Below are 25,587 nucleotides of genomic sequence, written 5' to 3'. Positions count from 1 at the left end.
ACCGGGCGGAAGGCGACATCACTGACGAGTAAGGGGCCGGGCTCTTAGGAGCCCGGCCCCTTACTCGACCTCAGCCGTTTCGGGGCGGACCGTCATCTCCCGTTCGGAGCCGGCTCCTTCGCCGGTCGCGTCCCCCTCGCGTATCGCGTGATCCCGGCTACGGCGCCGCCGGTTTGCCGCTGGTGTAGAGCCATTTCTGGAAGAGGGGGGACAGGTCCTTGCCCGCCAGCTTCGTGCACAGGTCCGTGAAGTCCGTCGTGCGGACGTTGCCGTGGCGGTGGTCCGTCGTCCAGGTGCGGAGGATGGTGGAGAAGTTCGCGTCGCCCACCGTCTCGCGGAGTCTGTGGAGGGTCATCGCGCCTCGGTAGTAGACCGGGTCGCCGGAGATGTCCTCGGCCGATGGGGGGTTCGCGGGTGGGAAGGTCCAGAGGTCGTCCGTTTTCGGGAGGGCGTAGTACTCGGCGAAGGTGTCCGCCGCGGTGGGGCCCGCGTGTTGTTCCTGCCAGAGCCACTCGGCGTAGGTGGCGAAGCCCTCGTTGAGCCACATGTCCTGCCAGGAGCCGGGGGTGACGGAGTCGCCGAACCACTGGTGGGCGATCTCGTGGACGAGGGAGATCTCGTCGGGGGCGTGGTTGAAGTAGGGGCGGGTCTGGGTCTCCAGGGCGTAGTCGATGGACGGGCCCGAGCCGATCGTGGCGCCGGTGGAGGAGAAGGGGTACGGGCCGAAGAGCCGGGCTCCCCAGTCGGTGGCGGAGGCGACCCAGGCCGGGACGTCGGTGGCCCGCTTCGCCTGGGCGGTGTGGATGGCAACGGTCTGCGGGACCGTGCCGGCGGCCGTGCGGTCGAGGGTGAAGGAGCCGATGGCGACGGTCGCCAGGTAGCTGGCCATGGGTTCGGCGGTGTGCCAGCTGAAGGAGGTTCGGCCATTCGCCGTTTCCTGTTTGCTCAGTTCGCCGTTGGAAACGGCTGTCACGCCCTCGGGGACGCTGACGGTGAGGTCGTAGGCGGCCTTGTCGGAGGGGTGGTGGTTGCCGGGGAACCAGGCCATGGAGCCGTTGGGCTCGCCGAGGGCCACGGCGCCGTCGGGGGTCTTCAGCCAGCCTTCCTGCGAGCCGTCGGGATCGGTGAGCGCCTCGGGGACGCCGTGGTAGGTGATGACGGCGGTGAAGGCGGTGTCGGAGGCCAGTTCCTTGGCGGGCGTCAGACGGAGTGCGTCGCCGGTGCGGGTGGCCGTGGCCGGGGCGCCGTCGACCGTCGCCCGGTCCACCTGGAGGCCGTGGAAGTCCAGGCTGAACGATGACAGGGCCTGGTCGGTGCGGGCGCTGATCTCCGCGGTGGCGGTGATGCTCCCGTCCTTCGGCTCGTAGGAGAGGGCGAGGTTGTAGTGGTCCACCTCGTAGCCGCCGTTGCCCATGGTGGGGAACAAGGGGTCGCCCACGCCCTTGGCGCCGGCCGTCGCGGGGTCCGCCGGGCGGACGGTCGTCCGGGCGGGGGCGCAGGCCGGCAGGAGGGCACACAGCAGGACGCAGAGAAGGGGGCGGCGGCGCACGAGGGCTCCTTAGGGTCACCGGCTCCCCGGATCTCCCGAAGGTCCCGGATCGCCCCCTGTCGGCCGGTCCTTCCGAAGATCACTGGGATCGTCCGCATCGTCGCAGATGTGCCGCCGGAGAGTGCGTATTGCACGTGCGTCAGGGCGGCGCTCACACCCTTCTGAGCTGCAATTCACCACATCTAGTGATTCCTTGGCCCTTAGTTGCGGATCGCCACGGTGAGTTGCGAAGCTGTTGCGGAAAGTCAACCTTGGGAGTGGACGTGGCATTCGGTGACCAGCCCGCATATCTCCGCGTCGCCGGCGATCTCCGTCAGAAGATCGTCGCCGGCGAGCTGCCGCCGCACACCCGCCTCCCCTCCCAGGCCCGCATCCGCGAGCAGTACGGCGTCTCGGACACGGTCGCCCTGGAGGCCCGCAAGGTGCTGATGGCCGAGGGGCTGGTGGAGGGCCGGTCCGGGTCGGGCACCTACGTCCGGGAGCGGCCCGAGCGGCGCGCCGTGGTGCGTACCGGCTACCGGGGGGTGGGGGAGTCCTCGTCGTTCCGCCAGGAGCAGGCCGACCCCCGGGTCAAGGGCGCCTGGGAGGCCCGCAGCGAGCAGCTGTCCGCCTCGCCCGCGGTCGCCGAGCGGCTGCGGATCGCGCCCGGCGACCGGGTGATGCGCACCGACTACCTGTTCCGCTGCGCCGGCGAGCCGGCGATGCTCTCCACCTCCTGGGAGCCGCTCGCCGTCACCGGCCGGACGCCGGTGATGCTCCCCGAGGAGGGCCCGCTGGCCGGCCGGGGGGTGGTCGAGCGGATGGCGGCCATCGACCTCGTCGTGGACAACGTCACCGAGGAGATCAGCGCCCGCCCGGGCCTGGCGCAGGAGACGCTGGCGCTGGGCGGGGTGCCGGGCCACTGCGTGCTGGTCGTCTCGCGGACGTACTTCGCGGGCGGGCGGGCGGTGGAGACGGCGGACGTGGTGATGCTGGCCGAGCGGCACCGCGTCGCGTACCACCTTCCGGTGAAGTAGCCGGAAGTAACCGGGTTCACAGGGGGGTGAGGGGAACCGGGCGGACCGCGTTTCGCGTACCACCTGACGGTGAAGGCGGCATGTCGTCCTCGTGAACGCTTCCGACGTCCGGTGGAACTGACTCACGAGTCAGGAGCGTGGCCGGAAAGAGACCCTTACCCGCACTCCCTACCCGAGGGTAGGAACTGTGCGGGATGCCCCTGTATGCACCCATATAAAGCCCTGGTTTCTTGTGTTGCAAAACTCACATAGCCCCAGCTCAGGGGCTTTTGGCAGAACCGACCCGGCCAAATCGCTCGTACGATGGCGCGGTTTGTGTCCTGCTGTGGGGGAGTAAGAAAGAAAAGGAGAGCCGGGGCTTGAGTACCGAACGGGGTTCCCACTCCAATTACCGCCGGACCCTCGGTCCGGTGGCCCTGACGGCCGTCGGCCTCGGGTCGATCATCGGCTCCGGCTGGCTCTTCGGCGCCCAGCGCGCCGCCGGCATCGCCGGGCCGGCGGCGATCCTGGCCTGGGTCATCGGTGCCGTCGTGGCGCTGACCATCGCCCTGACCTACAGCGAGCTGGGTGCGATGTTCCCCAAGGCCGGCGGCATGGTCCGCTACGGCCAGTACTCGCACGGCTCGCTCGCCGGCTACCTCGCCGCCTGGGCCAACTGGATCGCGATCGTCTCCGTCATCCCCGGCGAGGCGACCGCCTCCGTCCAGTACATGAGCTCCTGGAAGTGGAGCTGGGCCAAGGAGCTGTACGACGGCAAGGAGCTCACCGGCTCCGGTGTGGCCCTCGCCAGCGTCCTGCTGGTCTTCTACTTCTTCCTGAACTGGTTCGCGATCACCCTGTTCGCGAAGACCAACAACGCGATCACCGTCTTCAAGGTCGTCGTCCCGGTCCTGACCGCCGGCGCCCTGATGTGGTCGCACTTCGACACCCACAACATCAAGGTGGCGGGCGGCTTCACGCCCAACGGCTGGAGCGCCGTCTTCACCGCCGTGGCGACCTCCGGCATCGTCTGGGCCTACAACGGCTTCCAGTCCCCGCTGAACATGGCCGGGGAGGCCCGCAACCCGGGCAAGTCGCTGCCGAAGGCCGTCATCGGCTCGATTCTGATCGCGCTGGTCATCTACATCGCGCTGCAGGTCGCCTTCCTGATGGCCGTCCCCGCCGCCGACCTCGGCGACGGCTGGAGCGCCCTCACCTACAAGTCCCCGCTGGCCGACCTGGCCATCGCCTGGGGCCTGAACTGGCTGGCGATCGTCCTCTACGCGGACGCGTTCATCTCCCCGTCCGGCACCGGCATGATCTACGCCGCGACCACCTCGCGCATGATCCACGGTGTGCAGGAGAACGGCCACCTGCCGGGCATCTTCGGCAAGGTCGACCCGAAGACCGGCGTGCCGCGTCCGGCCCTGCTGCTCAACCTGGTCATCGCCTTCCTGTTCCTCGCGGTCTTCCGCGGCTGGGGCTCGCTGGCCGAGATCGTCTCGATCGCGACCGTCATCTCGTACATCACCGGCCCCGTCGCCGTGATGTCGCTGCGCCGCATCGCCCCGGGCATCAACCGCCCGGTGAAGCTGCGCGCCATGCCCGTCATCGCGCCCGTCGCGATGATCTTCGGCTCGCTGGTCCTCTACTGGGGCAAGTGGCCGCTCACCGGCAAGGTCATCCTGATCATGGCGGTCGGTCTGCCGATCTGGGCCTGGTACGAGCTGCGCAAGCCGTGGGCCGAGCTCAAGCCGCACCTCAAGGCCGGCGCCTGGATGGTGGCGTACCTGCTGGTCATGGCCTTCGTCTCGTGGGCCGGCGGCAAGGACTACAACGGCAAGGGCTACCTGGCCGAGGGCTGGGACCTGCTGGTCGTCGCCCTGATCGGCCTGGTCTTCTACATGTGGGGTGTGCGGAGCGCCTGGCGCAACCCCTCCCTGGTCGCCGCCGAGGAGGAGATCGCGGAGGCCGAGCGCGCCGAGGCGGCGAGCGAGTCCGAGGACGCGGTCCCGTCGGCCTCCAAGGCGTGACGGCGCGCGTGCGCGCGCCTGAGGGCGCGCGTACGCATGGCCGAATGCGCACCTCTTCGTGAAAACCCGTATCCGCTGCGTAAAGGTCGGGCGTACGCTCGGGCATATGCGGACTGCGGTTTCTTCCCGAAGGGTGCGACGGCGGAGGGGCAGGGGCGATGAGTGAGAACGAACCGGTCCTGCCCTGGCTGGTGATCCGCCAGGACGACAACGGCAATCGCTACCGCGTCGGGCGGTACGCCACCAGGCTGGAGGCCGAGCGCGTGGCCGACCGCCTGGACGAGAGCCTGGAGACGCCGGACAAGGCGACGGACAAGGCCCCGGACAAGAGGGGCCGCCGGCAGCTCTACATAGTCGAACGCGTACGGGTGGCCCCCTGACCGGGGGGCCACCCGTGGCCGTTTCCGGAGCCGGGCCCCTTCCTTCACCCTGTTCAGGCCACGCACACCCGTCCCGCCTGTCCCATCGGCGCGTCGTCACCCGCCGTAACCCGACTGCGGGCCGGAGCGGTACACCGACCCTCATACCGGGTATGTGCTGATTATTGGTCCCAAGCCGGGCATTCCGGCTGGGTCGCATCAGAGCGGTCTGGGAAGTGGTCGGCGTGAGCGACAGCGCACTGGCATCGACGCCGGGTTTCGCCGAATGGAGCTTCCCCGCCGAGGCCGGTGCGGTGCGCACCGCCCGTACGCTCGTCCGCGACACCCTGCTCGCCTGGGGACTGGCGGACGTCACCGACGTCACCGTCCTCCTCGTGAGCGAGCTCGTCACCAACTCCCTGCGGCACGCCACCGGCCCCATCGGCGTCCGGATGTACTCCCGCGCCGGCCGGGTGCTGCAGGTCGAGGTCTCCGATCCGCTGCCCGATCCGCCCCGCGAACGTGTGGCCGAAGCCGACGACGAGGGCGGGCGTGGACTGCAACTCGTCGCACTGGCGTCCCGCCGCTGGGGTACCCGCCGGGGTGACAACGGCAAGACGGTGTGGTTCGAACTGAGCTTGCCAGGTTAGGAACCCGGGGAAGACCCATTGCGGGTCGAGACCGTGCTGTGATCGTGAAGTCCGTGTTCCGAGGGCCTCCCGTGCTGGATACTCGGCCTTCTGATGCCGGTGCGAGCACATGAGCCGGAGGGGACGGGCACGTGAGCGAAAAGCCAGCGGGCGCCGAGGCGGGCGGCCCAGAGGGTAAGGACACGACCTCGATGTGGCAGAACAGCCCGCCCGGATCCCTCTACGACTACATCCGCGTGGCGTCGTTCTCGCTGGGACCCGACGGCCGGATCGAGCAGTGGAGCGAGCGCGCCACCGAGCTCTTCGGAATAACTCCGGGTCAGGCGGTCGGCCGGGATCCCCAGGACGTGTTCGCCGCCGCGCAGCAAGGGGTCCTCTTTTCGGGCGACCTGGGCGACCTGGGCGACCTGGGCGGCCCGGGGGACCTGCCGCTCGGTGCGGAGCCGGACGCCCGCGCCCGGACCGGCCTCGTCCCGTACCAGCGCGACGGGCGGCAGCAGGGCCTCGCCGAGGTCTACGTGATGCCCAGCCGGAACGAGCGCGGCGAGCGCGCCGCGCTCTGTGTGGCCGTCGACGTCCGGGCGCTCCAGGGAATAGAGACCGACATCGCGGCGTCGGAAGCCGTTTTCGGCCAATCTCCCCTGGGGTTCTTCTTCTTCGGCACGGACCTGCGGCTGCTCCGCGTCAACGAGAGCTTCGCCCAGGCCCTCGGCCGTCCCGTGGCCTGGCACCGGGGCCGCAGGCCGCACGAGTTCCTGCCCCGCACCGAGGCCGAACGGCTGACGCTCGCGCTCCGCCAGGTCCTCGACACGGGCCGGCCGGTGGCCGATCTCCAACTGATGGGGCCGATCCCCGGCAAGGCCGAACGCCGCCGCTGGTCGGTGTCGCTCTACCGGCTGCACGGCGGCAGCGGGCGGCCCATCGGCGTGGCCGCCATCGCCACCGACGTCACCGGCCGCCGCCGCGCCGAACGGGAGGCCGCCGGCGTCCGGCGCAACCTGGCGCTGCTCAACGAGGCCAGCGCCCGTATCGGCACCTCCCTCGACCTGGAGACCACCGCCCGCGAACTGCTGGACGTCGCCGTCCCGCAGTTCTGCGACCTCGCCTCCGTCGACCTCTACCAGGGGCTGCTCGCCGGCGACGAGGCGCCGCCCGGCCTGGCCGACGGCAGCGCCGAGCTGCGCCGCGTCGCCTTCGCCAGCGCCGTGTCGGGCGCGCCGGTCGCCTCCGACGAGCCCGACGAGAAGGCCATCCAGGTCGGCGAGGTGCACCGGTACCCCTTCCACTCGCCGTGTGCCGGCGCCCTGCGCACCGCCCAGGTGCAGGCCGTCCCCGGCGGCGGGCGGGAGGGCGCCGAACCGCCCGAGCCGGGCATGTCGGCGCAGTGCACGCTGGCGGTGCCGATGGTCGCCCGGGACACGGTGATGGGGCTGGTCCAGTTCACCCGCACCAAGGGCAGCGAGCCGTTCGGCGAGCGGGAGACGGCCGTCGCCGTGGAGCTGGCCTCGCGGGCGGCGGTCTGCATCGACAACGCCCGCCTCTACCGGCGCGAGCACGAGCGGGCCCTCATCCTCCAGCGCAGCCTGCTGCCCCCGGTCGACCCCGAGGCCGCCGGGCTGGAGATCGCCTGCCGCTATCTGCCCGGCAACGCGGCGACCGAGGTGGGCGGCGACTGGTTCGACGTCATCGAACTGCCCGGCCACCGTACGGCCCTGGTCGTCGGCGACGTCATGGGCCGCGGCCTGCGGGCCGCCGTCGCCATGGGCGAACTCCGCACCGCCGTACGGACCCTGGCCATGCTGGACATGGAACCGGCCGAGGTGCTGTCCGCCCTCGACGAGATCGCCCACGGCCTCGGCCGGCCCGGCGGCAAGCAGTCCGCCTCGCGCGGGGTGCGGGGGAGCGTCCGCCCCGCCGATCTGTCCGAGGTGTACCTGGCGACGTGCGTCTACGCGGTGTACGACCCGGTCACCCGGCGCTGCACGGTCGCCAACGCCGGGCACCTGCCACCCGTCCTGGTCGAGGAGGGCAAGCCGGCGCGGCTGCTGGAGGTGCAGCCGGGGATGCCGCTCGGGGTGGGCGGCGAGCTGTTCGAGGAGACCGTCCTGGAGCTGCCGGACGGGGCGCTGCTCGCGCTGTACACCGATGGTCTGGTCGAGTCCCGGGATCACCCGCTGGACGAGGGGCTCCAGGCGTTCCGTGACGCTCTTACCGATCCGGCCCGGCCGCTGGAGGACGTGTGTGATCACGTCCTGTCCGCTCTGGACACTCATCACGGCGAGGACGACATCGCTCTGCTGATGGCCCGGCTGCGGGGGCTGCCGCCCGGGCACGTCGGCGACTGGACCCTGCCTCCCGAGCCGCGGTCCGTCTCCCGGGCCCGGGAGCTGGCCCGGGAAATGCTGCCGCAGTGGGGGCTGGAGAGCCTGGTGGACACCACCGAGTTGTTGGTGAGTGAGCTGGTCACCAACGCACTGCGGTACGGGGAGGGGGACATCCGGCTGCGGCTGCTGCTGGACCGGACGCTGGTGTGCGAGGTGTGGGACGCGGGGTCGGTGCAGCCTCGGCGGCGGCGGGCTCGGGATACGGATGAAGGGGGGCGGGGCCTGCAGTTGGTGGGGTTGCTGAGTGCGGCTTGGGGGAGTCGGCGGATTCCTCCGCAGGGGAAGACGGTGTGGTTTGAGTTGGCCTTGCCGGATGGAGAGGCGGGGGCGCCTGATGCGGTGGAGGCTCTTATGAGCCTCTATTGAGGCTCGGGGGAGGGTGCCCCAGTCCCGCCCCTTCGCCGTTTCCTGGGGCTGCGCCCCAGACCCCCTTTTCGCGGCTTCGCCGCTCGTCCTCAAACTCCCCCCTCTAGGGGAGTTTGAGGACAACCGCGCGGAGCGCGGTTTCGGGGGTGCGGGGGCTTGCCCCCGCGAGAAACGGTGAAAGGGCGGGACCGGGGCATCCTCACCGCTCCGGCGCCGCCAGGCGCCCCCGTGTCGCGCCGCCGCCGAACGTCGCCGGCAGCAGCCCCGCGAGGACGATGCCGCCGAGGAGGGCGCCGCCCAGCGCCCGCGCCGGGCGCGCCGTGTCGGGCATGGCGTGGGCGACGCCGTAGACGCCCACGTCGCGTTCGGCGGCCGTCCGGGCCTGGAGGGCGAGCAATTCGGCACGGGTGGCCTCGGCCGGGTCCCGGCGCGCCAGCGTCAGGTGCCGCTCGGCCTCCGCGAGCCGTGTGCGGGCGCGGGCGCCGACGGCGCCGCGGTGGGTGGCGATGAAGTCGCGGGCGCCCGCGACCCGGGCGCGGGCGGTGAGGAGGGCGCGGCCGGTCCGGGCGCGGGTGCGGGTGGCGCGGGCCGGGTCGTCGGGGGGCAGGTCGTCGTCGAAGGCGGCGGCGGCCTCGTCGATGCGGCGGAGGACGGCCCGCGGGTCGGTCCGTTCGCAGGCGACCTCGCGGCGGACGGCGGTGAGCAGGTCGAAGGCGGCGCCCTCCGTGTGGCCCTCCGCCGCGGCCTCCGCGTCCGCCAGGGCCTCGGCGAGCCGCCGGGTGGCGCCGTCGAGTTCGTGGGCGTGCCGGAGGGCGGCGGCGGCCAGGGTGCGGGCCTGGGAGAGCGCGGCCTCGGCCGCGCGGACCGAGACCGCGGCCCGGTCCCGGTCGCCCTCGGCGAGGCCGGTGTGCGCGTCCTCCAGGGCGGCGCCCGCGAAGGCGAGCCGGTCGCGGGCCTCGGCCGGGTACCGCCAGACGGGGGCCAGCGCGTCCTCGGTGCACCGGTGGCGGAGGGCGAACAGGGCGTTCTCGGCGGCGTCGATGCGTGGTTCGAGGGCCCGGGCGGCGTCCTCCGCGCGGTCGAGGACGACCGCCGCGTTGGCCTTGAGCGCGCGCAGCCGGTCGAAGGCGGCCGCCTCGGCGTCCAGCCGCCGGTTGGCGCTGGTGCAGCGGGAGCAGATCTCGTCGAGGGCGTGCCGGCGGAAGTCGTCGTCGTGGGCGGGGGCGTCGTCGAGCCGCTGCCGCAGCCGGAAGGCGGCGGCCAGCTCGCCGCGCGCGTAGCCGACGGCCTCGGCGAACGGCAGCGTCGCCGCCTCGCCGAGCTGGGCGACGGCGAAGGACAGCTCCTCGGCGCTGGTGCGGACGGCGTCGTCGGTCGCGACGAGGTTGAGCGACGCCTCCGTCTCCAGGTCGGGCAGCGGGGTGAGCGGCTGGGCCATCCGGGCGAGGCCCGGCTCGGTGGAGGCGGAGACGGTGACGGAGGCTACGGGGGTACGGAACGGGACGAGGGTGACCCGCCGGCGGGCCCGGCGGCGCCGCTGCCGGCGCAGCAGCAGTCCGGCCAGGCAGAGCAGCGCCCCGGCCGCCACGGGTGCCCAGAACCGCCGGTCGCCGGGGAGCAGCCCGCTGTCCCCGGGGTCGCTGCGGCCGGGGACGATGACGGGCGGCCGGACGGCCTGGCCGGCGAGGACGGACCGGTAGCCGTCGGCGGCCCCGATCGCGGCCCCGGCCCAGTCGTGGGCCTTCAGGGCGGGGGTGATGGCGACGGTGGCGACCTGCTGGAGCTGGTCGGCGCGGAAGCCGGAGTCCTGGGCGGCGGAGACGGCGAACTGCCGGGGGGAGGTGGCGACGGCGAGCAGGACGTCGTGGGGGCCCAGGCCGTTGCGGTCGGCGGTGGCGTCGGCCCACTCGCGGCCGGTGCGGCCGGAGAAGTCGTGCACGTAGGTGACGTAGAGCTGGACGTCCCGGCCGGCCAGCCGGGCGAGGGCGGCCTCGACCTGGGGCCGGCGGCGGCCGAGCGCGCCGACCGTGTCGGTGACGTGCCCGGTGGCGTCGAGGTCGAGCGGGGTCTCGGCACGGGCGACGGACGGCGCCGGGAGGAGGAGGACGCACAGCGCGAAGAGGGCGCCGACGATGGCCGGGCCCGGCGCCCCGGGCCCGTACCGCCTCAAAAGCCGCGTCACACTTCGGAGGGTATGACCGGTTTGCCGGAGCCGCTACCGGGAGGGTGTGTGGTATTACGTTCCGTGCCCGGCGCCCCGGCGGCGGATCTTGCTGCCCAGCCAGACCAGCGGGTCGTAGGAGCGGTCGACGACCCGCTCCTTCAGCGGGATCAGCGCGTTGTCGGTGATTTTGATGTGCTCAGGGCAGACCTCCGTGCAGCATTTGGTGATGTTGCAGTAGCCGAGCCCGTGGTCCTCGCGGGCCGCCGCCTTGCGGTCGACGCCCGCCTCGGCGGCGGCGTCCAGCGGGTGCATGTCGAGCTCGGCGACGCGCATCAGGAAGCGCGGCCCGGCGAACGCGGGCTTGTTCTCCTCGTGGTCACGCACCACATGGCAGGTGTTCTGGCACAGGAAGCACTCGATGCACTTGCGGAACTCCTGGAGCCGGTCCACGTCCTGCTGCCGCATCCGGTACTCGCCCGGCTTGAGGTCCGGCGGCGGGGCGAACGAGGCCACGTCCCGCGCCTTGGCGTAGTTGTACGACACGTCCGTCACCAGGTCGCGGACGACCGGGAACGCCCGCATCGGCGTCACCGTGACCGTCTCCGCCGGGTCGAACACCGACATCCGCGTCATGCACATCAACCGCGGCCGGCCGTTGATCTCCGCGCTGCACGAACCGCACTTGCCCGCCTTGCAGTTCCAGCGGACGGCCAGGTCCGGCGCGGCGGTGGCCTGCAGCCGGTGGATGATGTCGAGGACGACCTCACCCTCGTTGACGGCGACCTCGTAGTCGGTGAGGCCGCCGCCGTCAGCGTCACCCCGCCACACCTTGAAGCGGGCCTGATAACTCATCGGGTGAGCTCCTCGTCCGTCAGGTACTTCTTCAGCTCGTCCTTCTCGAACAGCTCCAGCAGGTCGGGACGGATCGCGGGCGGCTCCTGCCGCTCCAGCCGGATGCGGCCCAGCGCCGGGTCCTCGGCGGCCGGCTCGGTGCTGTCGTCGGCCAGCCGGCAGACCAGCCGCGCCTTCCGCCAGCGCCGGTCCATGCCCGGGTGGTCGTCCCGGGTGTGTCCGCCGCGGCTCTCCGTCCGCTCCAGCGCCGCCCGCGCCACGCACTCGCTGACCAGCAGCATGTTCCGCAGGTCCAGCGCCAGGTGCCAGCCCGGGTTGAACTGCCGGTGCCCCTCGACCCCGGCCCGCCGGGCGCGGGCCCGCAGCCCGGACAGCCGGCGCAGCGCCTCCTCCATCTCGGGCGCCTTCCGGATGATCCCCACCAGGTCGTTCATCGACTGCTGGAGCTCCTGGTGCAGGGCGTACGGATTCTCGGCGGCCCCGCCGGTGCTCTCCTCGGCGCCGAACGGCCGCAGCGCCTCCGCCTCCGCCGACGCCACGTCCGCGTCGGACACCGCGGGCCGTCCCGCCCCGTCCAGCCCGGCCGCGTACCGGGCCGCGTACAGGCCCGCGCGCCGTCCGAACACCAGCAGGTCGGAGAGGGAGTTGCCGCCGAGCCGGTTGGAGCCGTGCAGCCCGCCCGCCACCTCGCCGGCCGCGAAAAGACCCGGCACCCCGACCGCCGCCGCGGTGTCCGGGTCGACCTCGACGCCGCCCATCACGTAGTGGCAGGTGGGGCCGACCTCCATGGCCTCCGCGGTGATGTCCACGTCCGCCAGCTCCTTGAACTGGTGGTGCATGGACGGCAGTTTGCGGCGGATGACGTCGGCCGGCATCCGCGTCGAGACGTCCAGGAACACCCCGCCGTGCGGCGAGCCGCGGCCCGCCTTCACCTCGGAGTTGATCGCCCGCGCCACCTCGTCGCGCGGCAGCAGCTCCGGCGGCCGGCGGTTGTGGTCGGGGTCGGTGTACCAGCGGTCGCCCTCGTCCTCCGTCTCCGCGTACTTCTCCTTGAAGACGTCGGGGATGTAGTCGAACATGAACCGCTTGCCGTCGCTGTTGCGCAGCACCCCGCCGTCGCCGCGCACCGACTCGGTGACGAGGATGCCCTTCACGGACGGCGGCCAGACCATGCCCGTCGGATGGAACTGGACGAACTCCATGTTCACCAGCCGGGCCCCGGCGAGCAGCGCCAGGGCGTGCCCGTCGCCGGTGTACTCCCAGGAGTTGGAGGTCACCTTGAACGACTTGCCGATGCCGCCGGTGGCCAGCACCACGGCCGGCGCCTCCAGGACGAGGAACCGCCCGGACTCGCGCTCGTAGCCGAAGACGCCGGAGACCCGGGAGGTGCCGGAGACGGCGTCGCGGTCGCGGAGCACCCGGGTGACCGTGCACTCCTGGAACACCTTCAGCCGGGCCTCGTGGTCGCCGTGCCGCCGGAAGTCCTCCTGCTGGAGGGCGACGACCTTCTGCTGGAGCGTGCGGATCAGCTCCAGGCCGGTCCGGTCGCCCACGTGTGCCAGCCGCGGGTACTCGTGCCCGCCGAAGTTCCGCTGTGAGATCCGCCCGTCCGGCGTCCGGTCGAAGACCGCCCCCCAGGTCTCCAGCTCCCACACCCGGTCCGGGGCCTCCCGCGCCAGCAGTTCGGCCATCCGCCAGTCGTTGAGGAACTTGCCCCCGCGCAGCGTGTCGCGGAAGTGCACCTGCCAGTTGTCGTTCGCGTTCACGTTGCCCATGCAGGCGGCGATGCCGCCCTCGGCCATCACCGTGTGCGCCTTGCCGAACAGCGATTTGCAGATCACCGCGCAGCGCAGTCCCTGCTCGCGGGCCTCGATCGCGGCACGCAGCCCGGCGCCCCCCGCGCCCACCACGACCACGTCCCAGGACTGCCGGTCCACCCGAGTCATCAGTAGGTCTCTCCTAGAAGAAGCGCGGATCGTCGAACACGCCGCCGGCGACCAGGTACACGTACAGGTCGGCCAGCGCGACGCTGATCAGGGACGCCCAGGCGAGCAGCATGTGACGGGCGTTCAGCCGGCTCACCAGGCCCCACATGCGGTAGCGCACGGGGTGTTTGGAGAAGGTGCGCAGGCGCCCGCCGACGATGTGCCGGCACGAGTGGCACGAGAGCGTGTACGCCCAGATCAGGCCGATGTTGGCGAGCATGACGAGGGTGCCGAGACCCATGTGCCCCCAGGCGCCGTGCTCGTCGCGGAAGGCGAGGACGGCGTCGTAGGTGAGGATGCCCGCGACGATCACCGCGAAGTAGAAGAAGTACCGGTGGATGTTCTGCAGCACCAGCGGGAAGCGGGACTCCCCGGTGTACTTCGCGTGCGGCTCGGCGACCGCGCAGGCCGGGGGAGAGGCCCAGAACCCGCGGTAGTACGCCTTGCGGTAGTAGTAGCAGGTGAGCCGGAAGCCCAGCGGGAAGATCAGGACCAGCAGCGCGGGCGACAGGGCCCACCAGGAACCGAAGAGCCCCCAGTCGGCGCCGTCCTTCATGGGGACGCAGCGCTCGGCGAGGCAGGGCGAGTAGAACGGCGAGACGTAGGGCGCGGCGTAGTAGCGCTCGTCGGCGAACGCCCGCCAGGTGGAGTAGACGACGAACGCCAGCAGTCCGGCCGCCGTGGCCGCGGGCGGCAGCCACCAGCGGTCGCGGCGCAGGTGGCGGGGGGCGATCGAGGCCCGTGAGGAGTGGTGGACGCCGCCGCGCGCCGGGGAGCCGGCGGCGGCGGACGGTCTGGGGTCGGTGCCAGTGGACAAAGGGACTCCGTCGAGGAGCGGGGGTGTGGGACGCCGGGCGCGGGGGCTCAGGGGGGCCGCCGGCGGCGCTACGGGGCGCGGGAGCCGATGCCCTCCTCGTCGGCATCCCGCCAGAGCGCGGGGTCGTACGGGGTGTCGGGGATCTGCACCATGGCCGGGCGGGGGCGCTCCGGGGGCTGGGCCTCGCACAGGAGCGTCAGGCTCTCGCGCAGGTGGCCGGCGTCGGAACGCATCCGCCGCAGCTCCGGGCCTCCGCTGCCCAGCCGGCGCTCCAGCCGGCCCAGGGCGCGGTCGAGTTCGCCGAGGCAGCGCTGAACCGCTGTCAGGTCGTCGTTCAGGGACACGGATCTGCCCTCACTTCCGCGGTACGGGCGGTTGCGGGTGGCGACTGTGATGCGACAGAGAGTGTCGCGCGTCACACCCCTTCAGGGGAAGATAGCGGCCCCGATTGCACCTTCGCGGGAGCGCATTCCTCGCGAGCCCTGCCGCTGCCCAAACGTTCGTCCAGGCGGGTGGCGTGCGCCGGGGAGGCGCCGTGTCGGCACCCCGTTCGCGCGGGTCGTCGCTTTCAGTGGTCGGCAGTAGATCCGATCAGCGGTTCATTGGACCGGCTGACCGGCCCCTGATCGACCCCCTGATCGTGGATCCGGACCCCGTACGGCGGAGGTTGTCGCCCATGTTCCCCCTCTCGACGAGCGAGCGGCCCCGCGTCCGCCGCCTCCGCCGCACCCGCCGTTCCGCCGCCCTGCTCGCCGCGGGCGCGCTCCTGCCGCTGCCCGCGCTGGCCGGCTGCGGGGGCTCCGGGGAGAGCGCCGAACCGCCCGCCGGCATCCAGGACGTGGCCGCCGCACCACGCGCGAAGATCGCCGACAAGGGCACGCTGACCTGGGCCGTCGACGCGCTGCCGGCCACCTACAACGCCTTCCAGTCGGACGCCGACGCGGCCACCCGGCAGGTGGCGGGCGCGGTGCTGCCCGCCCTCTTCACCCTCGACGGCCGCGGGCGCCCCCAGCGCAACCCCGACTACCTGCTCTCCGCCGAGGTGGTGGCGCGCGAGCCGCGGCAGGTCGTCGTCTACCGGCTGAACCCGGGCGCGGTGTGGAGCGACGGCACGCCGATCACCGCCGCCGACTTCGAGGCCCAGTGGAAGGCGCTGCGCGGCAAGGACAGCGCGTTCTGGTCGACGGGCAACGCCGGCTACGACCGGATCGACAAGGTCGAACGCGGCGCGGACGCCCGCGAAGTGAAGATCACTTTTGCGAAGCCGTACGTGGACTGGGCCTCCCTCTTCACCCCGCTCTACCCCCGGGCGGCGATGGCCAGTGGCAACGCGTTCAACGACTCGATGCGCAAGGAGCTCAAGTTCGCGGCCGGCCCGTTCCAGGTGGGCGAGCGCAACGACGGGCAGGGCACGCTGACCCTCGTCCGCAACCCCCGCTGGTGGGGCGACCGGGCCAAGCTCGACCGGCTGGTGCTCCGCGCGGTGCCGCGCGGCGAACGCGCCGACGCGCTGGCCAACGGCGGTGTCGACCTCGCCGACATCACCCCGGCCGCGGCCGAGCGGATCGACCGGGCCAACGCCCCGGCGAAGAAGGCCGACGACGCCAACAAGCCGGAGGCGGCGGCCGGGCTGCACGACCTCGTCGTCCACCGGGCGCTGGAACCGGTGTGGACGCAGCTCGCCCTCAACGGCACCTCCGGCGCGCTGGCCGACGAACGGGTGCGGCGGGCCGTCGTCCGGGCCGTCGACCGCAAGGAGCTCGCCCGGTACGTCCTCGGCACCCTCGGGCTGCCGGCCGACCCGCTGGGCAGCCACGTCCTCGTCGCCGGGCAGCCCGGCTACGAGGACAACAGCGACGCCGTCGGGCCCGCCGATCCCGGCGCGGCCCGGGACCTGCTCGCCGACGCCGGCTGGAAGGAGGGCCGGAGCGAGCCGGCCGGGCGCGGGCGGGCTCAGGCCGACGGGGCGGGGGCACGGCATGGGCGGGACGACAAGGCGGAGCCGCATGGGGCTCCCGACCTGGAATCTCCGGGAATCCCGGCGTCACCGGCTCCCGGGTCGGCGCCGGAGCCGGCGGCCGGGGTGCCGGCCGAGAAGCCCGAGAATCTGCCGGAGCCGGCGGACGCGGGGGAGGAAGGCGGAGACGGGTCCGGAAGCGGCGCCGGGGCCGGTGGGGACGACAAGAGCGCCCGGGACGCCGGGGGCGGCAAGGGGAGTGCGGCGAAGACCGTGCCCGTACGGTTCAAGGACGGCAAGCGGCTGGCCCTCCGGTTCGTCCTCCCCAAGGGCACGGGCGCGGAGCCGTTGCGGCAGGTCGGGGAGCGGATCGCCCGGCAGCTCGACGCCGTCGGCATCCACACGGACCTCGTCACGGTCGACGACGCGGGCTTCTTCCGCGACCACATCGCCTCCGGCGACTTCGACCTCGCCCTCTACTCCTGGCCCGCCAGCGCCTTCCCCGCCACCGACGCCCGGCCCATCTTCGCCAAGCCGCGGCCGGCGGCGGACGGGTCGCTCCAGGTGGAGCAGAACTACACGCGGGTCGGCACCGACCAGATCGACCGGCTCTTCGAACAGGCCTCGACGGAGCTGGACGCGGAGGCCTCGCGGGATCTGGTGGTGCGGGCGGACGCCCGGATCTGGGCGGCGGCGGGGTCCGTGCCGCTCTATCAGCGGCCGGAGCTTGTCGCCTCGCGGCGGGCCCTGGCGAACGTCGGTGCTTTCGGGCTGGCCAGCCCGCGGTATCAGGACATGGGGTTCCTGAGGTAGGGGTGCCCCGGTCCCGCCCTTTCGCCGTTTCCTGGGGCGAGCCCCAGACCCCATGAAACCGCGCTCCGCGCAGTTGTCCTCAAGCGCCGGACGGGCCGAATCAGCCCGTCCGGCGCTTGAGGACCTCGCGGCGGAGCCGCGGTGCCGGGGTCCGGGGCGGAGCCCTGGAAGAAACGGCGAAATGGCGGGACCGGGGCATGTCACCGCAGGTCAGAGGCACCGCACCGCTCCCCGGGCGGCCTCCGGTCGGAGTTCCCCGTACCATGGAGTAAAGGCCGTGGCTCGATCGCCCGGCAGGCCCGCGTACCGGACCGGACGCGCGGGCATCCACGATCCCGGGAGAAGCGCCGCAAGTATGCCCACGCGCCATGACATTCGTAACGTCGCCATCGTCGCCCACGTCGACCACGGCAAGACGACCATCGTCGACGCCATGCTCAAGCAGGCCGGCGCCTTCGCCGCGCACCAGCTCGACTCCGTTGACGACCGCGTCATGGACTCGAACGACCTGGAGCGTGAGAAGGGCATCACGATCCTCGCCAAGAACACGGCGGTGAAGTATCACCCCAAGGACGGCGGGGCCCCGATCACGATCAACATCATCGACACCCCCGGCCACGCCGACTTCGGTGGTGAGGTCGAGCGCGGTCTGTCGATGGTGGACGCGGTCGTGCTGCTGGTCGACGCCTCCGAGGGCCCGCTGCCGCAGACGCGCTTCGTGCTCCGCAAGGCGCTGCAGCAGCGGAAGCCGGTCATCCTGTGCATCAACAAGACGGACCGCCCGGACTCCCGCATCGACGAGGTCGTCAACGAGACGTACGACCTCTTCCTCGACCTGGACGCGGACGAGGACCAGATCGAGTTCCCGATCGTCTACGCCTGCGGCCGCGACGGCATCGCCTCGCTGACCAAGCCGGAGGACGGCACCGTCCCGGCGGACAGCACCAACCTGGAGCCGTTCTTCTCCACCATCCTGGAGCACGTCCCGGCCCCGACGTACGAGGAGGACGCGCCGCTCCAGGCCCACGTCACCAACCTCGACGCCGACAACTTCCTCGGCCGTATCGCGCTGCTCCGCGTCGAGCAGGGCGAGCTGCGCAAGGGCCAGACGGTCGCGTGGATCAAGCGCGACGGCACCATCCAGAACGTCCGCATCACCGAGCTGATGATGACCGAGGCGCTCACCCGGAAGCCCGCCGAGGTGGCCGGCCCCGGTGACATCTGCGCCGTCGCCGGTATCCCGAACATCATGATCGGCGAGACCCTGGCCGACCCGGAGAACCCGGTCGCGCTGCCGCTGATCACGGTCGACGAGCCGGCGATCTCCATGACCATCGGTACGAACACCTCGCCGCTGGTCGGCCGTGGCGGCACGGGCAAGGGCGCGGACGCCAAGGCCGCGGTCAAGGACCGCAAGGTCACCGCCCGTCAGGTCAAGGACCGGCTGGACCGCGAGCTGATCGGTAACGTCAGCCTCCGGGTGCTCGACACCGAGCGTCCCGACGCCTGGGAGGTGCAGGGCCGCGGTGAGCTGGCGCTGGCCATCCTGGTGGAGCAGATGCGCCGCGAGGGCTTCGAGATGACCATCGGCAAGCCGCAGGTCGTCACCAAGCAGGTCGACGGCAAGACGTACGAGCCGGTCGAGCGCATCACCATCGACGTGCCCGAGGAGCACATGGGCGCGGTCACGCAGCTCATGGGCACCCGCAAGGGCCGGATGGACAACATGTCCAACCACGGCTCCGGCTGGGTCCGCATGGAGTTCGTCGTGCCGTCCCGCGGTCTGATCGGCTTCCGTACGGAGTTCCTGACGAACACCCGCGGTACGGGCATCGCCCACTCGATCCACGAGGGCCACGAGCCGTGGTTCGGCGAGCTGAAGACCCGTAACAACGGTTCTCTGGTCGCCGACCGCGCCGGTGCCGTCACCGCGTTCGCGATGACGAACCTCCAGGAGCGCGGCGTGCTGTTCGTCGACCCGGGTACCGAGGTGTACGAGGGCATGATCGTCGGCGAGAACTCGCGCGCCGACGACATGGACGTCAACATCACCAAGGAGAAGAAGCTCACCAACATGCGCTCCTCCTCCGCCGACTCCTTCGAGGCGATCGTCCCGCCGCGCAAGCTGTCGCTGGAGCAGTCCCTGGAGTTCTGCCGCGACGACGAGTGCGTCGAGGTCACCCCGGAGGCGGTTCGCATCCGCAAGGTCGTCCTCGACCAGAAGGAGCGCGGCCGCTCCGCGTCGCGCGCCAAGCACGGCTGAGCCGCGTCAAGCACGGCTGAGCCGCGTCAAGGACCACTGACGTCGCGTCAGTTCGTCGCTGACCCGGTCCGGTGACGCAGAGGCCCGGTACCCCGCGAGGGGTGCCGGGCCTCTCGGTGTTTTCGCGCCACGACGCACGAGTCGTCCGGATAACGGACGCTCCCCTCCCGATGTGGCGTCAACAGCCCGTTTCGTACGTGTCTGTCTGGGCCGTCTTTGTCCGTATTTCGGGCATGTGGCAGTGATCGATGTGACCAAAGCGAGACCCAGTAAGTGTGGTTTAAGGAGCGGCGGTGCTCAATAGTGGGGCCATTAGCTCGGGTCAATGGGTCACGCGCTGTGGGGAGTGCGGGGGCTCACGAGCACATTCGGGGGTTCCGGTTCCTGTGAGCGCTGTCAGGGGTGTCAGCGCGTAGGGGCCGGTTCCTCCTATCTGGTGACAGTGGACTCCTGAGGAGGGATACCCATGCGCGGTGCCAAGAGCGCCAAGTGGGTCGTGGGTGCGATAGTCGTCGCGATGGCGGCGACGGCCTGTGGCGGCGGCAACAAGGACGATGACGAGGGCAGTGCGGCCGTTGACCCCAACGGGGTCTTCACGTACTACAACACCGAGCCGCAGCGCGGGCTCATCCCGACCAACACCAACGAGGTCGGCGGCCACTACATGATGGCCAACATGTTCCGCGGCCTGGTCACCTTCGACATCGACAACAAGCTGCAGATGGCACAGGCGCAGAGCGTCGAGACCACTGACAACCAGCACTACACCGTCAAGCTGAAGCCGGGCTGGAAGTTCCACAACGGCGAGACGGTCACCGCGAACTCCTTCGTCAAGGCGTGGAACTGGGCCGCGAACGCCAAGAACGCGCAGCTCAACTCCTCCTGGTACGAGGCCATCAAGGGCTACGAGGACGTCCACCCGGAGAAGGGCGACCCCAAGGCCGACGCGATGTCGGGCCTGAAGGTCGTCAACGACAACGAGTTCACCATCGAGCTCTCGCGTCCTGTCTCCACCTTCAAGCAGCGGCTGTACTACGACGCCTTCTTCCCGCTGCCCGAGGCGTTCTACAAGGACCCCAAGGCCTTCGGCGAGCACCCCATCGGCAACGGCCCGTACAAGATGGAGGGCTCCTGGGCCCACAAGGTCGAGCTGAAGGTCCGTAAGTTCGCCGACTACAAGGGTGACGACAAGCCCAAGAACGGCGGCATCGACTTCAAGTTCTTCAGCAAGGACGACGCGGCCTACGCGGAACTGCTGTCGGACAAGATCGACATCATGTACCAGGTGCCCAACTCGCAGGTGGGCAAGTTCCAGCAGGACCTCGGCAAGCGCGCCATCAGCCAGCCGTACGGCGGCAACACCAACATCGGCTTCCCGCTCTACGACAAGGAGTGGGGCAAGCCGGAGAAGGCCAAGGTCCGCCAGGGCCTGTCCATGGCGATCGACCGCGAGACCATCGCCAAGACCGCGCTCAAGGGCAGCAAGGACGCGGCCACCGGCTTCACGCCGAAGGGCATCCCGGGCTGGCAGGACGGCGCCTGTGGCGAGTACTGCAAGTTCGACCCGGCGAAGGCCAAGGACCTCATCAAGCAGGGCGGCGGCGTCCCCGGCAACAAGGTGACCATCACCTACAACGCCGATGGCGCCAACAAGGAGTGGGTGGACGCGGTCTGCAACGACATCCGGCAGAACACCGGTGTCGAGTGCGTGACCGACGCGAAGTCCACCTTCCAGGAGTCGCGTGACCTGATCACCGAGAAGAAGCTCAGCAACCCGTTCCGTATGGCCTGGGTGATGGACTTCCCGAACATCGCCAACTTCGTCACCGAGCAGTTCCGCACCGGTGCCGGCGCCAACGACATGGGCTACAGCAACAAGGACGTCGACGCCCTGATGAACAAGGCGGACGAGGCCAAGACGCCCGAAGAGGCCAACAAGGGCTACTTCGAGGCCGAGAAGAAGCTCATGGAGGACATGCCGGCGATCCCGCTGTTCACCGACCACACCGTCGCCGGCTACTCGAAGCGCGTGCAGAACGTGAAGATCGACTACCAGCGCCAGGCGATCTGGACCGAGGTCGAGGTCAAGAAGTAACCGGGACGTTTGCAGTGACGCAGGCCCAGTGGCCGTCCGCCTCCCACGAGGAACAGGCGGCGGCCGCTGGGCCCGTCGGCGACAGGAGGAACGATGGGGCGCTTTGTCGCGAGGCGACTGCTCCAGATGATCCCGGTGTTCATCGGGACCACGCTGCTTATTTTCTTGATGGTGTATTCGCTGCCGGGCGACCCCGTCAAGGCGATGTTCGGCGCGAAGGCGGCCGATCCGGCGACAGTTGCGAAACTGCGCCATGACTACGGGCTGGACAAACCCCTGATCCAGCAGTACTGGGACTACCTCAGCGGTCTCCTGCAGGGCGACTTCGGGCAGAGCTTCACCGGCCGGCCCGTGTCCGACCTGCTGGCGGACGCCTTCCCGGTGACCATCCGGCTGGCGCTGTTCGCCTTCGTGATCGAGCTGATCTTCGGCATCGGCCTCGGTGTGCTCACGGGGCTGCGGCGCGGCAAGATCCTGGACCAGGCGGTCCTGATCTTCACGCTGATCGTGGTGTCCATCCCGGTCTTCGTGCTCGGCAACATGGCCCAGTTCCTGATCGGTGTGAAGTGGAAACTGGTGGCACCGACCGTCCGGGACTCGGAGGACATCACCCAGCTGGTCCTCCCGGCCGTCGTGCTGGCCCTGCTCTCGCTGGCGTACGTGACCCGGCTGACGCGGACGACCGTGGCGGAGAACCTCCGCGCCGACTACATCCGCACCGCGGTGGCCAAGGGCCTGCCCCGGCGCCGGGTCGTCGGGGTGCACCTGATGCGCAACTCGCTCATTCCTGTCGTCACGTTCCTCGGCACCGACCTCGGCATGCTCATGGGCGGTGCGATCGTCACCGAGGGCATCTTCAACGTCCCCGGCGTGGGCAACACGCTCTACCAGGCCGTCATCACCAGTGAGGGCGCCACCGTGGTGGGCGTCGTGACCGTCCTGGTGCTCGTCTACCTCGTGAGCAGCCTGGTCGTCGACCTGCTCTACGCAGTCCTGGACCCGAGGATCCGCTATGCCTGACAAGAAGACCCCCGAGGTGACCCCCAGCGAGGTCATGGGCACCGGCCCCAGCCTCTCCGGCGGCTTCGCGGACGTCTCCGCCGCGAGCGTCGCGGCCGCCGCCGAACTCACCACCATGGCCGACAAGCAGACGTCGTCCGAGAAGCCCCGCAGCCTCGGCCAGGACGCCTGGCGCGAGCTGCGCGGCAGCTGGCTGTTCTGGGCGTCGGGCGTCCTGCTGGTCCTGCTCGTCCTCATGGCCGCCTTCCCGACGCTGTTCACCGACGTGGACCCGCGCCAGGCCGACCTGCGCAACCACTACCTCACCGGGCCGAACTGGTCGCACTTCTTCCAGGCGGACTGGTTCGGGTACAACGTCCAGGGGCAGAGCGTCTACGCGCGTACCGTCCACGGCGCCCGGGCCTCGATCATCGTCGGTGTCTGTGTGACCCTCGCGGTCACCGTCGTCGGCGGCATCATCGGGATGCTCGCCGGGTACTTTGGCGGCTGGCTCGACACCGTCCTCTCCCGCATCACCGACATCTTCTTCGGCATCCCGCTGCTCCTCGGCGGCCTGGTGCTGCTCCAGGCGTTCACCAACCGCACGGTGTGGACGGTGACCTTCGCCCTGACCGCCTTCGGCTGGATGCAGATCGCCCGTGTCATGCGCGGTGCCGTCATCACCCAGAAGCAGGCGGACTTCGTCACCGCCGCCCGGGCGCTCGGCGCGGGCACCGGCCGGATCCTCTTCCGGCACATCCTGCCGAACGTGCTCGGCCCGGTGATCGTCGTCGCCACCATCGCGCTCGGCGGCTACATCGCCACCGAGGCGACGCTGTCCTACCTGGGCATCGGCCTGAAGGACCCGACGGTCTCCTGGGGTGTGGACATCTCTGCCAGCCAGAAGGACCTGCGCGACGGGCCGCACGCCCTGCTCATGCCGGCCGGCTTCCTGAGCCTCACCGTGCTCGCGTTCATCCTGCTCGGCGACGCGGTGCGCGACGCCCTCGACCCCAAGCTGCGCTGAGGGAGGCGTACGTGACCACCATCGAGAAGACGGCGGACGCCCCCGAGCGGAAGGGCCCGGACGCCGGGCCGCTGCTGGAAGTCCGCGACCTGCACGTCGAGTTCCACACCCGGGACGGCGTGGCCAAGGCCGTCAACGGCGTCAACTATTCGGTCAGCGCGGGCGAGACGCTCGCCGTGCTGGGCGAGTCGGGCTCCGGCAAGTCCGTGACGGCGCAGGCCATCATGGGCATCCTCGACATGCCGCCGGCGAAGATCCCCAAGGGGGAGATACTCTTCCGCGGCCAGGACATGCTGAAGATGTCCGCCGAGGAGCGCCGCAAGCTCCGGGGCGCGAAGATCGCCATGATCTTCCAGGACGCGCTGTCCTCCCTGAACCCGGTGCTCTCCGTGGGCTACCAGCTCGGCGAGATGTTCCGCATCCACCAGGGGCTGTCGAAGAAGGACGCCAAGGCCAAGGCCATCGAGCTGATGGACCGCGTCCGGATCCCGGCGGCCAAGGACCGGGTCGGGGACTACCCGCACCAGTTCTCGGGCGGCATGCGGCAGCGCATCATGATCGCGATGGCGCTGGCCCTGGAGCCGGACCTGATCATCGCGGACGAGCCGACCACGGCCCTGGACGTCACCGTCCAGGCGCAGGTGATGGACCTCCTGGCCGAACTCCAGCGGGAGTTCAACATGGGGCTCATCCTCATCACCCACGACCTCGGTGTCGTCGCCGACGTCGCCGACAAGATCGCGGTGATGTACGCGGGCCGGATCGTCGAGACCGCGCCCGTCCACGAGCTCTACAAGCGCCCGGCCCACCCGTACACCCGGGGTCTGCTCGACTCGATCCCGCGCCTGGACCAGAAGGGCCAGGAGCTCTACGCGATCAAGGGCCTGCCGCCCAACCTGCTGCACATCCCGGCGGGTTGCGCGTTCAGCCCGCGCTGCCCCAAGGCGCAGGACATCTGCCGTACGGAGATCCCGGCGCTGCACGACGTGGCGGAGGCGGACGGCGCGGCGCTGCCGGGCCGGCGGAGCGCCTGCCACTTCTGGAAGGAGACGATCCATGGCTGAGACCGGCAAGAAGCCCGGCGGGAAGTCCGCTGAGCAGGACGCAGCCGTGGACGCGACGCCCAACGTCTCCGACGTGCACGTGGCCGACGCGAGCACGACCGCCGAGGTGGAGGCCGTCCTCGACGCGCCCGTCGAGCGCGGCGAGCCGATCCTCCAGGTGCGCAACCTCGTCAAGCACTTCCCGCTGACGCAGGGCATCCTGTTCAAGAAGCAGGTCGGCGCGGTCAAGGCCGTGGACGGGGTCTCCTTCGACCTCTACCAGGGCGAGACGCTGGGCATCGTCGGCGAGTCCGGCTGCGGCAAGTCCACAGTCGCGAAGCTGCTGATGACGCTGGAGCGGGCCACCGCGGGCGAGGTCTTCTACAAGGGCCAGGACATCACCAAGCTGTCGGGGCGGGCGCTGAAGGCCGTGCGCCGCAACATCCAGATGGTGTTCCAGGACCCGTACACGTCCCTGAACCCGCGGATGACCGTCGGCGACATCATCGGCGAGCCCTTCGACATCCACCCGGAGGTGGCCCCCAAGGGCGACCGCCGGAAGCGGGTCCGGGAACTGCTGGACGTCGTCGGCCTCAACCCGGAGTACATCAACCGGTACCCGCACCAGTTCTCGGGCGGCCAGCGGCAGCGCATCGGCATCGCGCGCGGGCTGGCGCTGAACCCCGAGATCATCATCTGCGACGAGCCGGTGTCCGCGCTGGACGTGTCCGTGCAGGCGCAGGTCGTCAACCTGATGGAGAAGCTCCAGGACGAGTTCAACCTCTCCTACATCTTCATCGCCCACGACCTGTCGATCGTCCGGCACATCTCCGACCGCGTCGGCGTGATGTACCTGGGAAAGATGGCCGAGATCGGGACCGACGTCCAGATCTACGACCACCCGACCCACCCGTACACCCAGGCGCTGCTGTCGGCCGTGCCGGTGCCCGACCCGGACGCCCGCGAGGGCCGCGAGCGGATCATCCTGACCGGTGACGTCCCGTCGCCGGCCAACCCGCCGTCCGGCTGCCGGTTCCGCACCCGCTGCTGGAAGGCGCAGGACAAGTGCGCCGAGGAGGTGCCGCTGCTGGCGGTGCCGGAGGTCTTCGCGGGCAAGGAGATCCCGGCGGCCCACGAGTCGGCCTGCCACTTCGCGGAGGAGAAGCAGGTGGTGGGCGCCGCGTAGCCGCGCTGTCCGCCCGTCGCGTTCGTCAGGGGCTTCCCGGCCGGTCCGGG

General features: G+C 70.8%; 18 protein-coding genes. 12 read left to right on the top strand and 6 right to left on the bottom strand.

Annotated features, from left to right (window positions below):
- Window positions 1-157 precede the first annotated feature (157 nt).
- On the bottom strand, window positions 158-1,549 hold the full coding sequence (locus K7I03_RS11495) for a M1 family metallopeptidase (RefSeq protein ID WP_185941788.1): 1,392 nt from the start codon (window positions 1,547-1,549) through the stop codon (window positions 158-160).
- Window positions 1,550-1,812: 263 nt separating this feature from the next.
- Between K7I03_RS11495 and K7I03_RS11490 the strand changes: the two genes are divergently transcribed.
- From K7I03_RS11490 to K7I03_RS11470, 5 genes are all read left to right on the top strand, one after another.
- Window positions 1,813-2,565: a GntR family transcriptional regulator gene (locus K7I03_RS11490; RefSeq protein WP_185941787.1), complete on the top strand. Its 753-nt coding sequence runs from the start codon at window positions 1,813-1,815 to the stop codon at window positions 2,563-2,565.
- 359 nt (window positions 2,566-2,924) lie between these two features.
- A complete protein-coding gene (locus tag K7I03_RS11485) occupies window positions 2,925-4,577 on the top strand; it encodes an APC family permease (protein WP_185941786.1) in 1,653 nt (550 codons plus the stop codon).
- A 158-nt stretch (window positions 4,578-4,735) separates the two neighbouring features.
- Window positions 4,736-4,957, top strand: a complete 222-nt coding sequence (locus K7I03_RS11480; RefSeq protein WP_185941785.1) for an SPOR domain-containing protein — start codon at window positions 4,736-4,738, stop codon at window positions 4,955-4,957.
- Window positions 4,958-5,172: 215 nt separating this feature from the next.
- The gene (locus K7I03_RS11475) at window positions 5,173-5,586 is read left to right on the top strand and encodes an ATP-binding protein (protein ID WP_185941784.1); all 414 of its coding nucleotides are present in this window, start codon (window positions 5,173-5,175) and stop codon (window positions 5,584-5,586) included.
- A gap of 191 nt (window positions 5,587-5,777) precedes the next feature.
- The gene (locus K7I03_RS11470) at window positions 5,778-8,336 is read left to right on the top strand and encodes a SpoIIE family protein phosphatase (RefSeq protein WP_185941876.1); all 2,559 of its coding nucleotides are present in this window, start codon (window positions 5,778-5,780) and stop codon (window positions 8,334-8,336) included.
- 199 nt (window positions 8,337-8,535) lie between these two features.
- Here K7I03_RS11470 and K7I03_RS11465 read toward each other — a convergent pair whose 3' ends face one another.
- The 5 genes from K7I03_RS11465 to K7I03_RS11445 form a co-directional block, all read right to left on the bottom strand.
- Window positions 8,536-10,518 carry a TPM domain-containing protein gene (locus tag K7I03_RS11465; protein ID WP_185941783.1) on the bottom strand — a complete coding sequence of 661 codons (1,983 nt, stop codon included), beginning with the start codon at window positions 10,516-10,518 and terminating at the stop codon, window positions 8,536-8,538.
- A 54-nt stretch (window positions 10,519-10,572) separates the two neighbouring features.
- Window positions 10,573-11,352: a succinate dehydrogenase/fumarate reductase iron-sulfur subunit gene (locus tag K7I03_RS11460; RefSeq protein WP_185941782.1), complete on the bottom strand. Its 780-nt coding sequence runs from the start codon at window positions 11,350-11,352 to the stop codon at window positions 10,573-10,575.
- On the bottom strand, window positions 11,349-13,298 hold the full coding sequence (locus tag K7I03_RS11455) for a fumarate reductase/succinate dehydrogenase flavoprotein subunit (RefSeq protein ID WP_185941781.1): 1,950 nt from the start codon (window positions 13,296-13,298) through the stop codon (window positions 11,349-11,351). The genes K7I03_RS11460 and K7I03_RS11455 overlap by 4 nt, the downstream gene beginning before the upstream one ends.
- 13 nt (window positions 13,299-13,311) lie before the next feature.
- Window positions 13,312-14,154: a hypothetical protein gene (locus K7I03_RS11450; protein WP_185941780.1), complete on the bottom strand. Its 843-nt coding sequence runs from the start codon at window positions 14,152-14,154 to the stop codon at window positions 13,312-13,314.
- Window positions 14,155-14,222: 68 nt separating this feature from the next.
- Window positions 14,223-14,498, bottom strand: coding sequence for a hypothetical protein (locus K7I03_RS11445; protein ID WP_185941779.1), 276 nt, complete (start codon window positions 14,496-14,498; stop codon window positions 14,223-14,225).
- A 332-nt stretch (window positions 14,499-14,830) separates the two neighbouring features.
- Between K7I03_RS11445 and K7I03_RS11440 the strand changes: the two genes are divergently transcribed.
- The 7 genes from K7I03_RS11440 (at window position 14,831) to K7I03_RS11410 (ending at window position 25,537) form a co-directional block, all read left to right on the top strand.
- Entirely contained in the window at window positions 14,831-16,924 is a 2,094-nt protein-coding gene (locus tag K7I03_RS11440) for an ABC transporter family substrate-binding protein (protein ID WP_185941778.1), read from the top strand.
- A gap of 355 nt (window positions 16,925-17,279) precedes the next feature.
- Window positions 17,280-19,187, top strand: a complete 1,908-nt coding sequence (gene typA, locus K7I03_RS11435; protein ID WP_185941777.1) for a translational GTPase TypA — start codon at window positions 17,280-17,282, stop codon at window positions 19,185-19,187.
- Between the two features lie 466 nt (window positions 19,188-19,653).
- Window positions 19,654-21,282, top strand: coding sequence for a peptide ABC transporter substrate-binding protein (locus K7I03_RS11430; protein WP_185941776.1), 1,629 nt, complete (start codon window positions 19,654-19,656; stop codon window positions 21,280-21,282).
- A 93-nt stretch (window positions 21,283-21,375) separates the two neighbouring features.
- Window positions 21,376-22,302, top strand: a complete 927-nt coding sequence (locus K7I03_RS11425) for an ABC transporter permease (protein ID WP_152262286.1) — start codon at window positions 21,376-21,378, stop codon at window positions 22,300-22,302.
- Window positions 22,295-23,308, top strand: coding sequence for an ABC transporter permease (locus K7I03_RS11420; protein WP_185941775.1), 1,014 nt, complete (start codon window positions 22,295-22,297; stop codon window positions 23,306-23,308). Before K7I03_RS11425 ends, K7I03_RS11420 begins: the two co-directional genes overlap by 8 nt.
- 11 nt (window positions 23,309-23,319) lie before the next feature.
- The gene (locus K7I03_RS11415; protein WP_004941835.1) at window positions 23,320-24,372 is read left to right on the top strand and encodes an ABC transporter ATP-binding protein; all 1,053 of its coding nucleotides are present in this window, start codon (window positions 23,320-23,322) and stop codon (window positions 24,370-24,372) included.
- A complete protein-coding gene (locus K7I03_RS11410) occupies window positions 24,365-25,537 on the top strand; it encodes an ABC transporter ATP-binding protein (protein WP_185941774.1) in 1,173 nt (390 codons plus the stop codon). The genes K7I03_RS11415 and K7I03_RS11410 overlap by 8 nt, the downstream gene beginning before the upstream one ends.
- The last annotated feature ends 50 nt before the right edge of the window (window positions 25,538-25,587 follow it).

The organism is Streptomyces mobaraensis, from assembly GCF_020099395.1.
Classification (GTDB): domain Bacteria; phylum Actinomycetota; class Actinomycetes; order Streptomycetales; family Streptomycetaceae; genus Streptomyces.
The sequence above is the reverse complement of the archived record's forward strand: the minus strand, read 5'-3'. Positions and strand labels throughout refer to the sequence as shown.

Bases quoted from the DNA above. Each gene is read 5' to 3' on its own strand.
- K7I03_RS11480 (WP_185941785.1), top strand. From the start codon at position 4,736: ATGAGTGAGAACGAACCGGTCCTGCCCTGGCTGGTGATCCGCCAGGAC.
- K7I03_RS11470 (WP_185941876.1), top strand. From the start codon at position 5,778: ATGTGGCAGAACAGCCCGCCCGGATCCCTCTACGACTACATCCGCGTG.
- K7I03_RS11460 (WP_185941782.1), bottom strand. From the start codon at position 11,352: ATGAGTTATCAGGCCCGCTTCAAGGTGTGGCGGGGTGACGCTGACGGC.
- K7I03_RS11455 (WP_185941781.1), bottom strand. From the start codon at position 13,298: ATGACTCGGGTGGACCGGCAGTCCTGGGACGTGGTCGTGGTGGGCGCG.
- K7I03_RS11440 (WP_185941778.1), top strand. From the start codon at position 14,831: ATGTTCCCCCTCTCGACGAGCGAGCGGCCCCGCGTCCGCCGCCTCCGC.
- typA (WP_185941777.1), top strand. From the start codon at position 17,280: ATGCCCACGCGCCATGACATTCGTAACGTCGCCATCGTCGCCCACGTC.
- K7I03_RS11430 (WP_185941776.1), top strand. From the start codon at position 19,654: ATGCGCGGTGCCAAGAGCGCCAAGTGGGTCGTGGGTGCGATAGTCGTC.
- K7I03_RS11425 (WP_152262286.1), top strand. From the start codon at position 21,376: ATGGGGCGCTTTGTCGCGAGGCGACTGCTCCAGATGATCCCGGTGTTC.
- K7I03_RS11420 (WP_185941775.1), top strand. From the start codon at position 22,295: ATGCCTGACAAGAAGACCCCCGAGGTGACCCCCAGCGAGGTCATGGGC.
- K7I03_RS11410 (WP_185941774.1), top strand. From the start codon at position 24,365: ATGGCTGAGACCGGCAAGAAGCCCGGCGGGAAGTCCGCTGAGCAGGAC.